12 protein-coding genes are annotated in these 13,870 nt (G+C 50.0%); 7 read left to right on the forward strand and 5 right to left on the reverse strand.

Annotated features, from left to right (window positions below; all coding sequences use genetic code 11):
* The first annotated feature begins 241 nt into the window (after positions 1-241).
* Together DSM25558_RS19505 and DSM25558_RS19510 are read left to right on the forward strand one after the other, a co-directional pair.
* The gene (locus tag DSM25558_RS19505) at positions 242-1,381 is read left to right on the forward strand and encodes a nucleoside triphosphate pyrophosphohydrolase family protein (protein WP_077106353.1); all 1,140 of its coding nucleotides are present in this window, start codon (positions 242-244) and stop codon (positions 1,379-1,381) included.
* On the forward strand, positions 1,378-2,046 hold the full coding sequence (locus DSM25558_RS19510) for a uracil-DNA glycosylase (protein ID WP_077106354.1): 669 nt from the start codon (positions 1,378-1,380) through the stop codon (positions 2,044-2,046). The genes DSM25558_RS19505 and DSM25558_RS19510 overlap by 4 nt, the downstream gene beginning before the upstream one ends.
* A 920-nt stretch (positions 2,047-2,966) precedes the next feature.
* On the opposite strand, the gene DSM25558_RS19520 is transcribed toward DSM25558_RS19510, so the two are convergent.
* From DSM25558_RS19520 to DSM25558_RS19530, 3 genes are all read right to left on the reverse strand, one after another.
* Complete coding sequence (locus DSM25558_RS19520; protein ID WP_077106356.1) at positions 2,967-3,932, reverse strand: toll/interleukin-1 receptor domain-containing protein; 966 nt, start codon at positions 3,930-3,932, stop codon at positions 2,967-2,969.
* 68 nt (positions 3,933-4,000) lie between these two features.
* Positions 4,001-4,537 (reverse strand): toll/interleukin-1 receptor domain-containing protein, encoded by a 537-nt coding sequence (locus DSM25558_RS19525; protein ID WP_077106357.1) that lies wholly within the window; start codon positions 4,535-4,537, stop codon positions 4,001-4,003.
* 56 nt (positions 4,538-4,593) lie between these two features.
* Entirely contained in the window at positions 4,594-7,185 is a 2,592-nt protein-coding gene (locus DSM25558_RS19530) for a patatin-like phospholipase family protein (RefSeq protein ID WP_077106358.1), read from the reverse strand.
* 552 nt (positions 7,186-7,737) lie between these two features.
* Here DSM25558_RS19530 and DSM25558_RS19535 point away from each other — a divergent pair.
* On the forward strand, positions 7,738-8,448 hold the full coding sequence (locus DSM25558_RS19535) for a TIR domain-containing protein (RefSeq protein ID WP_077106359.1): 711 nt from the start codon (positions 7,738-7,740) through the stop codon (positions 8,446-8,448).
* 2 nt (positions 8,449-8,450) lie between these two features.
* Here DSM25558_RS19535 and DSM25558_RS19540 read toward each other — a convergent pair whose 3' ends face one another.
* A complete protein-coding gene (locus tag DSM25558_RS19540; protein ID WP_077106360.1) occupies positions 8,451-8,867 on the reverse strand; it encodes a hypothetical protein in 417 nt (138 codons plus the stop codon).
* Positions 8,868-8,979: 112 nt separating this feature from the next.
* Between DSM25558_RS19540 and DSM25558_RS19545 the strand changes: the two genes are divergently transcribed.
* The 4 genes from DSM25558_RS19545 (at position 8,980) to DSM25558_RS19560 (ending at position 13,122) form a co-directional block, all read left to right on the forward strand.
* Complete coding sequence (locus tag DSM25558_RS19545; RefSeq protein WP_077106361.1) at positions 8,980-10,116, forward strand: toll/interleukin-1 receptor domain-containing protein; 1,137 nt, start codon at positions 8,980-8,982, stop codon at positions 10,114-10,116.
* Between the two features lie 49 nt (positions 10,117-10,165).
* Positions 10,166-11,008 (forward strand): toll/interleukin-1 receptor domain-containing protein, encoded by an 843-nt coding sequence (locus DSM25558_RS19550; RefSeq protein WP_083716580.1) that lies wholly within the window; start codon positions 10,166-10,168, stop codon positions 11,006-11,008.
* A 312-nt stretch (positions 11,009-11,320) separates the two neighbouring features.
* On the forward strand, positions 11,321-12,241 hold the full coding sequence (locus tag DSM25558_RS19555) for a toll/interleukin-1 receptor domain-containing protein (protein WP_159442511.1): 921 nt from the start codon (positions 11,321-11,323) through the stop codon (positions 12,239-12,241).
* A complete protein-coding gene (locus DSM25558_RS19560; RefSeq protein WP_077106363.1) occupies positions 12,238-13,122 on the forward strand; it encodes a hypothetical protein in 885 nt (294 codons plus the stop codon). The genes DSM25558_RS19555 and DSM25558_RS19560 overlap by 4 nt, the downstream gene beginning before the upstream one ends.
* Positions 13,123-13,673: 551 nt before the next feature.
* Here DSM25558_RS19560 and DSM25558_RS29120 read toward each other — a convergent pair.
* Positions 13,674-13,870 (reverse strand): hypothetical protein (locus tag DSM25558_RS29120; protein ID WP_210189141.1); only part of this gene is annotated, 197 nt, incomplete at its 5' end.

Below are 13,870 nucleotides of genomic sequence, written 5' to 3' on the forward strand. Positions count from 1 at the left end.
GGCTGAAATGACTAGAAAACGATTCGTGATCGCCCGAAAAACCGGTGTACACGACGCAACAGGTGAAGTTGTCCACGTTCCTGAAAATGTGTCTGAGCCAACCGCCGCTTCTAGCGCCGTCATCGCGTTCAAAGGTCGGCAAGTGAATACAGGGGGCTAGGAATAGCCAACCGGCACCCTCCTCCGGCAGTTCACTGTCAGAGCTGCGGACCGGCGATATATTTCAGAGGGGGAAATGCTGATGTACTTACCACTGGGGCTAAACGAGTATCAAGCGCTCGCGGCTAGAAGTGACCGCACCCGCAACAAAGGCAATGGCTTTGATCTTCCCGTTCTTGGCTTAGTTGGCGAAGTCGGAAGTTTGCTTAGTGAAGTGAAAAAACGCCAGCGTGATCATGCAGCAATCGTGGGATACGAGCAGACCGTGCTTGAGGAACTCGGTGACACACTTTGGTATCTAGCTATTATTGCTGATCACGCAGGAATTCCTTTAGCGGTCTTGGGTGGGAGCGAAGCAGAGGGCGATTTAAGTTTCTCTTCCTTGCAGCCGCAACACTCGTTGCCGATGAATACTCCAAGCGCACAGTTTGAAAAGACGCTTTTGAGACTGACAGCCGCAACTGGTGAACTTGCGAGCACTGTCGATGTCGCACATGGCGATGTGCCGCAGTTGAAAATCCGCTTGGCAAAAATTCTCACACATTTGTTGCAGGCTGCTAATGACTCGGACGTTTTACTCGAGGACGCTGCCCGCGCGAACATTCAAAAAGCTGAAGACCGCTGGCCTCAGGTGCGGGTTTATCCAACTCTTTTCGACCAGGATTTTCCGTCTGATGAGCAACTGCCTCGACTTCTTGAGATCGATATCTATGAGCGCGAAGCCAGCAATGACAAACGATATGTTCTACAAAGCTGCCGCGGTCTGTTCATTGGCGATAGACTGACCGACAACATCATGGAACCCGATGACTACCGTTTTCATGACGTTTTCCATTATGCTTATTTGGCCGTCCTTGGATGGTCTCCAGTCACGCGTGCCCTTCTCAAACGTAAAAGGAAAAGTCAGACGCGCGTCGATGAAGGTGAGGATGGCGCGAGGGCTACGTTGATTGAGGAAGGGATTGCGACCTATGTGTTCGGAATCGCTAAGGACTTTGATTTCTTTGCTGACCAGAAACCGGGCGATCTCAACCTGACAATGCTCAAAAATGTGCGACAGTTCGCGCGGGGCTATGAGGTATATCAGACACCATTATGGCTGTGGGAGGAAGCGATCCTTCAGGGAAACCACGCATTTCGCTATCTCAGAGAAAAACGTCGCGGTCGGGTCAAGCTTGATGTAGAGAAGCGGTCGTTATCGATTGAGGAACTACCGGAATGAACACGACCGAGTTCGTTGAAACCCTGGCTGACCTTTCTTTTGAAAATGCCTTCAACCCGTACTCAGATGCATGCAACGATTTCGATCAGGACGATGCTCCTGCTATCCGCCGGATGAATCTTAAGCTTGTTCTTGATGCTGCGATCGACCGGAAAGTCGATTCAATCTGGATTGCCCGAGATCTTGGTTATCGCGGTGGCCGGCGTACAGGTCTTGCTTTGACGGATGAAGCGCACTTATCAGACCACTCAATGCTCTACGGCGACTTGCCTTTAATCCGTGCCACAAGGGGCCCTGCCTTGGCTGAAAGAACGGCGACAGTGATTTGGCAGACGCTGAACCGCATTCAAAAGCCTGTTTTCCTATGGAACGTGTTCCCGCTTCATCCACATGAGCATGGGGATCAACAGTCAAATAGATGCCACACGCGGTCGGAACGCCTTGCTTGTCGTTTTCTGCTCAGTTGGCTCATCGAGGTACTCGATCCAAAGGTCGTAGTCGCAGTTGGTCGAGACTCTCAGATGGCATTGGCTGAACTCGAGATTATCGCCACCCAGATACGTCATCCCAGTTATGGTGGGCAAAGCGACTTTATATCGGGGATAGAAGACCTGTACGGTCTGTCGTCCGTCCGCTCCAACTCTGAACAACTAGCGATGTTTTAAGCCTGCCAAAAGCCAAGGTTTCAAAGTGTAGGAAGCATTTGCTCCATAGCTGTGTGTGAAGATCGACAAATAAACGATCATCAGACAACCGGGTTCCGGAAGGTCGTTTCCCACTGGACATAAGGCAAGGTATCATCGGTCGTGACATTTTCCACAAACCGCCGTCGCTAATTCGACCTCTGATAGTTGATGAGCCCCAGAGCGGACGTCAAATACCTCGACGAGTGTGCCTAACCTCTTTAAGTCCTCTCCGATACGCCGCCTCCGCTACGTACCCGACCGGATCTGTTCTTCGACAACGCATACAGTCAAACACGTTCGCGAGTGTATTCTTCAGCTCAGGTACGCCGCCTCGCACCTTTGATTCGAAGCAAAAGAAACCGTCGAAATCCTTTTCTGCTTTTGTTCTGGGGAATTCACAATTCGGCTCCTGCTGCTCCGCTCACTTAGTTTCATCCTGCTCAGAATGTGACCGCCAGAGTACACGCTTTTGATCGCCAAACCCCAAAACCACTTGCCACTGGCTAAAACCCGCCGAATGATTGTTGAGAGGTGGAAGGCCGTCGCAAATCAGTACTTGTATGGCTGATGTCGAAGCGTCGGACTTCGAGCGTATCGTCAACACCGTTCCAGATCTTTGTATCGAACCTATTGGAGCCCCGTATATCGGATCAAAGAGGCTCCCTTCGTCCAATTCTATTCTGACGCCAGGAACGATAAGCCCGGACCATCGAACATTTCCCGTAAGGGGAAACGTCTGCCAGACGAATTGGCCACTCAACAGAACTGCACATGGCTCGTCTCGAAATCGTCCGATTAGGGCTGCCTCCTCACGATCATTACGCGGCAAGATCAGACTGCCAGGTAAAGCATCCGAAAAATATCCTACCGAAAACTCATCTACAGAAAGCATTTAGACCTCACCAACCGTTGCTCTTTAAAGGGCGAACAAGGATGCTCCAAAGAACCTCTGCAGCCCCCTCCTGCGAAAGCTTCTCTCCACGATGAGCACCAAACGAGGACATCCCCATGCTCTTGAGAAAAAGCGTTTGGCTATCGGCGTCCACCGAGATTGATTCATTCATGCTGGTGCTTGTCGTGGTCTCGCCCTGGGCATAATTGATACCATTGCCCCACGCCCCACCGCCCATGTAAATGGTTCCGCGTGAGACATCCTGACCATCCCGATAGATTGTCGCGAAAAATCTGTTGGCGTCGACACGGCGATACACTCCCTCATAGCCTGCGTTGCGATCAGCAAGTTCTGAGAGCGAATTCTCGAAAAACCGGCTGATATAATCAAATGTCTCAACTCTGAATGCGTCCTTATCGCGCTGGCTGAATTGCTTCGCTAGGCTTAAATTACTTGAGCGAGGAGCAGTAGCGGACTGCCTTGAACGGTCAGATATCACCTGGGGCAGCGGACGAGAGACTGATCCTTGACGTTCGGAAATTCGTTCCGCAGCTTTGCGCACAGCTTGGGCGACTTCCAAAAGTGCAGCATCAATATCCGTCCACTGTGTGACGGGCCGACCATCTTCAGGAATACCTTTTAGCTTCCCAAACGGCGCATGCTTCCAATCGCATGCACGCAGGATGACCGGAATGACTATCGCCTCATTGCGTTCATGCCTTTCCATCGCTCGTTTCATTTCGATGTCGTAGCAGTAATCAGAGGCAAGAAAATCAGCGCTAACTAACAGCAGGATGATTTCATCCTTGTTTATGTGTTCATCGATTTCACGAGCAAAGTCATCGCCCGCCCCTACTTTGCGATCATGCCATGTCTCGATCACATTCTGACGCTTTAGCATCGACAGTTGCGTTTCGAGCTGATTTCTAAGCGTTCCATCGACATGCGAAAAGGAAAAGAAAACTGTAGGCATGCTGGCCTCTTCTGGTTGATATCGATGTGCAGCAGGCGCACGTGTTAAACTATGGAACTATTTTATGCCTATCGCGCTAACCAGGAACGCAATGTTGTCTTTTCATTGCCCAACGACTTTACAACATAATAACGGTCTCGCAGACCATCGCTCTCGATCACGATGCGGTCGTAGAGTCCCAAATATTCTTGTTCCGTCCAGTGAGTGTCAGTCTGCGAGTCCACGCCTGGAAAAACTGCCATGTGAGAGGGTGATTTATATCCGTCGGCCAAGCCGAGCTCCCATGGCACCCATTTGCTGTCTTTGCTGCTCTTGGTAGCGAAAAGGATGAACTTCTTACTTTTCCGGAGTTCTTGTCGCAGCATTTCGCCTGTTGCAGATGAGGTCTTTTCTGGCAGACGGTTGTCGCCCTTGTCTGTGTAAACGTTGGCGCCATGGTCTTGGAGTATTTTGATCACACCGGGTAACCATTCTGAATCTTTTGTAGAATGGCTGAGAAAGGTTGAGCCTTCTACCGAACCAGAGGCAGCTTTTCTGAGGATGCTTTCTGACAACGTTCCGCTGACAGCATCTCGCAACTGCGATTTTGTAACATACGATACCAAGTGCTCTTCCTCTTTCTAGGATTTTTTTGATATTGAGCGACATTCGGCCCACGCCGTCAGAGCGGTCCCGTGCTTTGAGGCTTACTCGCATCAAGGAAAGCTTGGCCTAAGCCCTTGAACCAAGCTTCTAGACACACTTCAGACGAGTCGTCGAAGCCGGTAAGAGCTTTCAAAAACATCTTATCTGCGATGTGCTCCCCGAGATTCCGGTACGCCTCGTACTGAGTTTCTGTGAAGAACTGATTGGCGGTGGAATGATGAGGGAATTCAGGTTCATCATGCTTGAGCCGCCGGATGAATTCCCCTTCGTTTCCCGTCAACGAAAGTTTCAGGTACAGCAGGTATCCGATCTCTTCACGTCCCGTGTCCGCCGCTGGATACCGTATTCTGCAGAATTGAAAGTGAGACCGACTTACACCCTCAAGGCCAAGACGAAGATCCTGGAGGTCTATGTCGATGGTTATCCCATGATCAATGTAGGCCAACCTTTGAAGGTTGGTCAGGCCGTGGAACGTCATTTGGAAATCGTTTTCTCCGTCTACTGCCACGATAAACCGGCAACGCCTACGAAGGAGTTCGTAAATCCCGAGGTTTTCTATATGCCCGCCATCGGAGATATAGACTCGCTTGTCCTTCTCATCTGCACCCCCAAAAAACTCTTGAAGAAGGTTGCGGATGTTGTGCCAAGGTCGCGTAGATTCTCGTGGTTTGGTCAGCCAGGCACCCAAGCGCAAGTTAAGGAACGTCAGCCAAAATCCCATGTATCCCTTGCTCCCTGTGCCCATTTGGGGAGATACAGCCGCGCCCGAAAGGGCGACAGCGGAAGCAAGGTCCAGATCCGGATTGGCCGCCTCCCAACCGCTGATCGGCTGGTAGTTAATGACGTTCGAACCTGCTGATACAGGAGTAAAAGTGAATAGGTCAGACATGCGGCCTCGCATGCCTGCTTTTTTCGATCCTGGTAGGTTTACTGCGCAATTAATGATGTGAAACGGTGCCTTGATAGATCCGGCCTGACTCAACTTGATCGCTAGATCGGGCTCACCATCCGCCCGCAATAAGAAGGCTTTGGACAATTTTGCTTTGTAGAAGGGATGAAGCGAAGTTTTGTTTACGTCGGCGGTTAAGGCCGCGAGAGTGATCAGTACAAAGATTGCGATGTACCAGAAGCTCACGCCTTCCAGGTTCATGATCGACTGATACATAGCCAATTCAAATACGAACACTACGAATGCAGTTAAGCCTGCATACACGTACGTTGCAGATGCCTTTATAAACCTGCTCCGCGATATCGTCGCCCTTGTGACGGCTACAATGGCCGCTGCTGCCAGTACAGCTGTGAAAAACACTCGCCATTCAGAACGAAATGTTTCAGTCGACGATAAGCTCTCCATCATCCCATGGCTGACTTCGAGGAAGATTAAGGCCGCTGAAATAGCGGCGATGGCGGCGGCCCAGTTCTTGAGCTGATTAAGCGCAGGATACAGTCGGTCGAGTAGCGGTGCCAACAAGAAAAAGAGAGCTAGAGGCATCAATCCGACGAACAGATATTCCGACAACCCTACCGCAAATCGACCAACTGAACTGACTAAAGCTGCAACCACAGAGATGATGGACGTTATAATTAGAACATTCAGAAAGACGCCCTGGGCATATGCCACTAACTGCGTGAACCGCTCCCATTTCGAACTCGTCAGGAACGCGATGTTGTTGCGGATTTTTTGAAGAAGCAGGGATTCCCCCTCATGTCGCTTAAACGGAAGTTCACTACTTTTAAGTCCAATTTCGCTGTTCTTTTCATTTGCGCATAATAATTGTGTCAAGAAACCGCCTGCGTAACCTCCCCCTGAGACTGTTGACAGATAGTCGATCTGCGTAAGAAGATTTCTTCTGCCTAACGCCGCCAGTACACCGAGTGCAAAAGTTGCGCTCCTTATTCCGCCGCCAGACAAGGCCAAACCGGCAACCCATCCTTCGCGGTCAGGCGAGGTTTGCGTACGGCGCTTTGAGACCAACGCGGCCTCCGCTTCTGCAAGAGCAGCCTCCCCTTGTTTAGGGTTTTGGTCGTTGCTTGAGAGATTTTGCCCGTGCGGCCTCCAGCGAACAGTTCTCTCCATTTCTTGCGTGACGGCCAACTGGGAAGCTGTTTGGCATTTTTCAATCCGATACCTTGGACCCACGCACGCCAACTCGAGAACACAGCACAAATCGCGTAGGCGATCCTGTACGATAAGGAGTTCACCTCTGAAAATATCTGTTGCATCCAGAGCTCGCAGAGCACCTTGCTGACTTTTTCTATGCCACTTGGCGGTGAATGGGCGAACGTGTTGATTCAGCGTATGCCAGACCAAGATCCCGAATGCGCCGCTTGAGGACGAGACTAAAGAAAGTGTACGAGCCTGCTCAAACAGAAGATGGATGCTCTTGAGAGCCGACAACTCGTCGCCTTCATTGTAGCCCAGTCGAGACGTTGCGACGCGGGAGATCAACTCGACGTGGAAGGCTGCTGCTGCATCCAAATCGTCGGCTGTCCAAGCAAACCAATCTAGTTTCCCGTAGAAGGCGAAAAACTCACTTCCAAAGAGGCTGTCAGTACCTGACCACGGCTTGAGAGCTTCACTCCAAGATTTTCTTGCATCATCGACCATAGGAAAGAGCTTTCAGGGTTCGACACAACTTTCTAACGGAGCAATATTGAAACGTAATCGGCCTCTCAAGTCCTTTTCAACGTTGCGCACACATCCATACAGAAAAGAATGTAAAACCAACGCAAGATTGAGATTAAGCAAGCTATGATTTAGCCCTATATTGCATGCTTGCGATCCCCGATACGAAGCCAAATTAGAATGTGGAACTTTCGACGTACGGATAACCGTTAAAAATGAGCACGTTAAAAATTTACACCGATGTGCGACGATTTGCGTCAACGGCGATGCAGAGCAAATTTGTGCTGCGGATCGGCGTTGCTCCTAGTCCGATAGCGAAGTGAAGTTCTCGCAAAGCGCGTGCCAAAGATGTTCAGATGGGCGGCTGTTGGAGAAGTAAAATAGTTAACTCAGCCTATAGCACTTTACCAACAATTAATGACGTTGACGCGTACAGCTGCAATCTCAGTTAGAATGAGGCAAAAAGAAGGCGGGAATTAACCGTCGATTAAACTTCTGAAATCACAACTAAAGGAAGATTTTCAGGAGAGAAAAGTGCGACCAAAAGTATATATTGCGCATTCGAAAGAAGCATCAAAACTAGCCAGGAGCCTCATTCGCGAACTTCACAGTTATGCCGAGTGCCTAATTGATGAAAACGCATTCAAGCGTGGCGTAAGTTTCGTTGACAATGTGTTGGCTATAGCACGTACATTCGATTTCGCTGTAGTTCTTCTCACGCCCGACGATGTTGTAACATCGCGCGGAGTCCAATCTTTTGCCCCACGAGATAACTTGTTATTCGAGGCAGGCCTATTTTATGGTGTGATGGGTCCAGAACGTACTTTCCTGCTCGTTCCCAGAAACTGTAGCGACTTCAAATTACCGACTAACATCGGTGGCATCACATTCGTGCATTACGATCATAATTTTCAGAATTTTGATGATGCGATCCGAGGCGCATCGATTCAAATCAGCGACATTTTATCGGAGAAAAGTGTACCTGTTGAGGTACCTGTCGAGGTACCTGTCGAGGCTGTTGAAGTCTCGAATGTGAAAACTCCGGCGCCATGGTCGCCGAAACTCCAAAACCTGGTCGAAAAGGGCATCGTATTTGGACGCGATAAAGATCAGTTTATCATCTCCGCGCGTGGCAGACGGTCTAGAAAAGTGATTGGAGCCTCGGGAGGATCCTGGAGCCCCGATCATGATGCGTGGACCGGCGACCTTAAATTCGCCGATCGCGTCATTAAAAATTTAATGTGATCTCAGATACGAGGACTTTTGAGCAAGACGGCCGGCAGAGGCTCAAGCACATCATCGTCGTCGTTGATCAAAAAGTTCATTGTAACGGCACCCTTGATGGTCAAAACACGGTCGAAACCTTCGCGACGCATTCTTTCTATCAAGATGCGTTCAGTAGGTTTTTTTTCTAGCCTCACGTCTTCCACAGACCTCACATGGCCGCCGAAAAAATATCTTCGGCTGTATGCCTCTCTGGTTTTCCGATCATCGTGTGTGGTGATGATCGCAAATACAAAGGAAACCGGCGCAACGCCGAACTCTTCAGCCAAGCGACAGGCTATCTCTCGTGCCTCGTCTATATTGGAACTCCTGACGGGTTCGCGTACTTCGTTTTGCATTCGTAGATAGGGAATGCTGAATATTGCTTCTACTTTAGACATAGGTGATTTCCGATTGATGACTATCACTATGTTGATCTCGCGGCTTGCTTAGAACAACCGCTCAACACTTTTTAAAGCTGCCCTGCACTGCAATAGCCTTCGAGGACACTCCATGACAAAGATCTTCATCAGTCACTCTACAAGTGACAACATATTTGTGCAAAAGCTGGCTGCTGACTTGGTTGAGGCCGACCTTCCCGTATGGATCGATAAGTGGGAGTTGGGACTCGGAAGCCCGATATTCGAAACTGTGCTCGCTGAGATAAACGTAAGCGCCTATCTCATTTTGGTGCTTTCCCCCAGATCAATCCGTTCTGAATGGGTCCAAAAAGAAATAGAACTAGCCTTAGCGCAGGAGCAGAAACTCGGCCGCGTTCTCCTCGTACCCGTCATGCTAGAAGAATGCGAGGTCCCGGAATACCTTAAGGACCGCGTCCATGCATCCGCCTCGGAAAACTACTATCTTTGCCTGGAACAACTAATAAGTTTTTTCCGATCAAACGGTGTCAAAATGGACGAGGATAGCGACAGTCGCTTGCTAGTTCTGCGCCCACAAAATGGTTATCACTTAAACCAAGCCCAGATCGACAGAGCCATCCAAAAAAAATCCAACGAGGCACAGCGAAACTGGGCTCCAAATGAACTGCTCATCGTTGACGATGGCGCTTACGCCGCCCTTAGGGACGATTTCTTGGCAACTTGTAGTCGATTCAAAGCGGATCCAAAATTAGATCCGGCAATAAGTGATGCCACCGACGATAACATTTCGAGGTTGCGCCGAATTGAGAGCGCGATCATTCCCGGCGTGATTGAGATCGTCAACAAAGCCTCAGAAATAGATAAGGCTGTGGTCTCTGCTATTTTTTTCAAGATACTTCGCACCGAAGCCATCATGAGAATGAATCGCATGGCACCCGAGCATGCAATTGACTTGCCGTACAAGCTGGATTGGCCGCCGTTAGGCAGCAGCATATGCTCGGCAGCTTTTTATGGTGACAAGCAGAATGTAGGTGTCGACGTTTATGATAAGACAGACCGCTCGAAGTATTTTTCGATCTTGGCGGATCGAAGCTGCAGCGATCTCGAGCATGTAGTGTCTGGCCTGCAGGTACCGGTGAACGACAGCAGAGGGTCGAGACTTTTCAACCATTATCTGTTGCCTCAGATGCTCGCAAAACATTTTTACTCCAATGCTAGTACAAGTCCGCTTGAGTGGGATTTCAATGACTGGATGATTGGATTGAATTAGAGGTTGCTTACATATTTGGAATCGACCATCTAATCTACTCGGAGACCGCATGACCATTTCATCGATTCACAGTTCAATCGTGCGACTGCAGAAACAAATTGCTGATCTTAAAAAGAAAGATGCACAGGAAGCAAGGAATGAAGCGCAAGCTACTGCAAAAGCCAATAAAGCGAGGATTGAGGCAGGTAGAGCGAAAACCTTGTCTGTTTTACAGTCCAAATCGCGTCAGCTAGATTCCTCTCAAAAAGAGTCTGCAAACGCGTCTTCAAAACGTGCGTCCATCGCAAAAAGTATCTCGGATAAGTCTGCGGAATTGTTGAAAGCGCAGGCTGCCCTTTCAAAAGAGGAAAATAGTCAGCGGACTAAGATCGAGAAAGAAATAAAGAAACATCAGACGGCCGTTATTAGAAGACAGCAAGAAATTGAGGAACGCGCGACGCAGCAAGTTGGTGCGACACGTGTGCCCGCCGAACCTGATCACGAAATTTTTGATGTCTTCATCTCTCACGCTTCAGAAGACAAAGAAGATTTTGTGGAGGAACTTGCTCAAAAAGCGGAGGCGGCTGGCCTCGCGGTGTTCTACGATAACAAATCTCTTCAATGGGGAGACAGCCTGCGAGAACGGATCGAACACGGGTTAGCAAGCTCATCTTTTGGCGTGGTCGTTCTTTCTGATGCATTTTTCAAAAAGGAATGGCCAAAGCGAGAGTTAGATGGTCTTTTCAACCTGGAAATTGCGGGACGATCGCGCATACTGCCGATTTGGCATAAGATTTCCAAAGACGAGGTTATGAAACATGCTCCTTCATTATCGGGGAAGCTCGCTCTGACCACAGCCAGCTTAACGGTTGACGAAATTGTTCAGAAACTCGTTGAAATCGTACGTGAATAAAGACTGCAACGAGCGGGGGCCTTGTAGGCTATGGAACTCTTAAGAATTCACGTCATATGGGCCAAGGCCCCTCTCCACCACGAGGTGGACACGGGTTCGGTTTCACAGGTGCCCAGAAATCCTAGATCTGCGGACTTTGCAGACCGTATTTCACGACATTTTGACGGAATAGGCATGGAGCGAGACGGCGTCGCACATCGCGTTCCGGTAAGGTTCTGGAGTGAACCATGGATAGACGGGACGGTCGTCCCGCTTGATCTTGATTTGTCGCGAGCGAAGCACAACGCAGTCGTTCTCCTTTACGATGACGTCATGGCCGACAACGAGGTTAAGCCCGACTGGGAAAACTATATAGGTCGATTACACGAAACAATGTCCCAGCGTGGCGATGCCGACGTCTACATGGCTTTTGGTGACCCGGCTGGTGCTCACCCACTCCGTGCTGATGCACGAGGACACTCCGCGCTCCAATATACGCGACGTGACAAGTGGAAAGAGAACCTCGCCCCTGCGCAGCTTGAGATCCACCTCCTTCTCCACGTCGTTTTCAGAATACGAGACCACTTGAAGCAAATCTTCGGTCAAACACGCGACGAACCACTATTCGTCAGCCATGCAAAGCTCGATGGAGACGACACAGCCACCGCGATTGTCAACTACGTCAACAGCACCGATAACGATGTTCCATTGCAGACGTTTTACGACGCCAAGGAGCTGTCGCCTGGTGAAAACTTTGCTGAAGAGTTCAGGCACGCCATTCATCGTGGTACACTCCTTGCCATCGTTTCTGACGCGTACGACAGCCGTCCGTGGTGTGTATTTGAATTAACGGAGGCGAAGCGGGCAAAACGCCCTATTGTCTTGGCCGACGTTGGTCGCGCCCGAATAAGCCGTACGTACCCCTATGGTGCAAATTTGCCCAAAGTTCGCGTTACGGCGAATGATAAAGAAACGGCCTGGATTGAGCCACTGCTTGTCGAATGCCTTTCTGAGGGTCTCCGATGCGACCTATTCAAACTGGAAGTCGCACAGTTCAAAACCGCTGACGAAAGCACGATGGTTCTTCCAAGGCCGCCCGAACTATTTGATATCGTGGATTGTGACGTTCCTCCGTCGACCATCATTTATCCCGATCCACCGCTCGGGAACCTAGAAGCCGAACTTATTTTAAAGGCGTCGTCGAGCATGTCGAAACAAAAAGTGCAGCTGCTGACATTAAGTGAGATCCAATGAGTGAGTTGAAAGATCTCCGTATTCAATTGTCTTTAAGCGTACCGCCAGACCACCTCAAATTGGCGATACCGGCGCGTGAACTCGATCGAGCAATGCTGACTGTTTGCATGACCCTCGTCCGTGCAGGCGCAACCGTGGTCTATGGCGGAGATCTTCGTCCAGACGGCTTCACGTTCAAAATCTTTCGTCACCTTGCAAGTGCCTACGCCGACCAAGACACGGTACCATTCATCCACGTACTGAACCAACCAAGCCTTTCCAAACTGAGCTATGAAACTCTGGCACAGGCACTCAGGGAGCGGCGGGGCACTTGTCAGACCTATTTGCCCTCAGAGGGCAAGATGATTCCAATTCGCCTTGGAGACGACGAAATTGTCGTCGGCAGTAGAACGGGGTCAACCTTAATACGCGACAGCAACGCTTTCGATACATGGTCCTCCAGGCTGAAGACTAAGACCATCTCGGATGCGTCAACTGATGCGCGAGAAGCTATTGCTGAATTTGTTCACGCCAGCGTCTTGATTGGCGGCAAAATGGGTATCGAGGAGATAGACGGCGATCTTTATGTTGGAAAAATGCCGGGCATTATCGAAGAGGCATTGATGATGCTAAAATCCAATAAGCCAGTAATTCCGTTGGGTGCCTATGGAGGTGCAACTCGCGATCTTGCCGTAGCTCTTGGGCTGCTGGAGGAAAGTCAGCGGGTTCCCAGAGGTAGCCAAACCTCGTCCTACAGTAGCGGTGTCGAAGAAGCCCGACGCTACAATGATCGGATTCCTCCTCACTTGCGATCGCGTTTGACTTCTGTCGCACAGGATGATCGCGCCGAATTCGTTGCAAAAGAAATAGTGCAAATCATATCGCAGTGGCGAAATCCCTAGCCATCGATCTCGAGAACGTCACCGCCGATATAGCGGTGTTCCAGTGGACCGTGATCAACGATGCCATCGCCCGACGGATTTGCCACCAAATTTCGGACCCAGGTTCGACATCTCGATGCAGGTCGGGTGCCTCAAAAAGATATGCACGTTCGTGTATTCCAACTAGTTCGAGTAGGTTAATTTGCAAGAAGCATAATGTTCGCCATACAACTCGATGTACTCGGCATCCGCTTTCGTAAAATTATATCTGGGAAGCCGCTCGATGTTGAGCAGGATTTCGCGCTCGCCTGAACTCGCTAGTTTCTCCAGATGATCCGAGTTGCTCGCAACAACCTTAGCGACCTCAGCTTTCAAGTCCGCGTCGGAGAGCCTTACTTCATGTGCAAATTGCCCTAAAAACTCTCCCGTCGAATTAAGCATTACAGCACAGACGGCTCCGGTTTCTTCTGCTGCAACGTAAGCGGTGTCTTGCCGGCACCTTGATCAAATTTCGCCTTTCTAATGTCGATGATTTGACCCTCGGCCGGACGACAACGATCCACCAACTGCTGTCACGAGGAGTACATCCGGTAAATCAGCACCGCGATCAGAGCGGCTACGATTACCATGACAGCTCGTTCCAACCATCGCACGAATCTCGATTTTGACTGATGGCCGGACATCATATTGCCAAGCACATCACCAAGGAATTGCAACAGCTCACCCACAGTCTTCGACCTCGAATTGCGTCCGGAACCTGGGAGTTTGG

It is taken from the genome of Agrobacterium sp. DSM 25558 (assembly GCF_900100825.1).
Lineage (GTDB): Bacteria > Pseudomonadota > Alphaproteobacteria > Rhizobiales > Rhizobiaceae > Agrobacterium.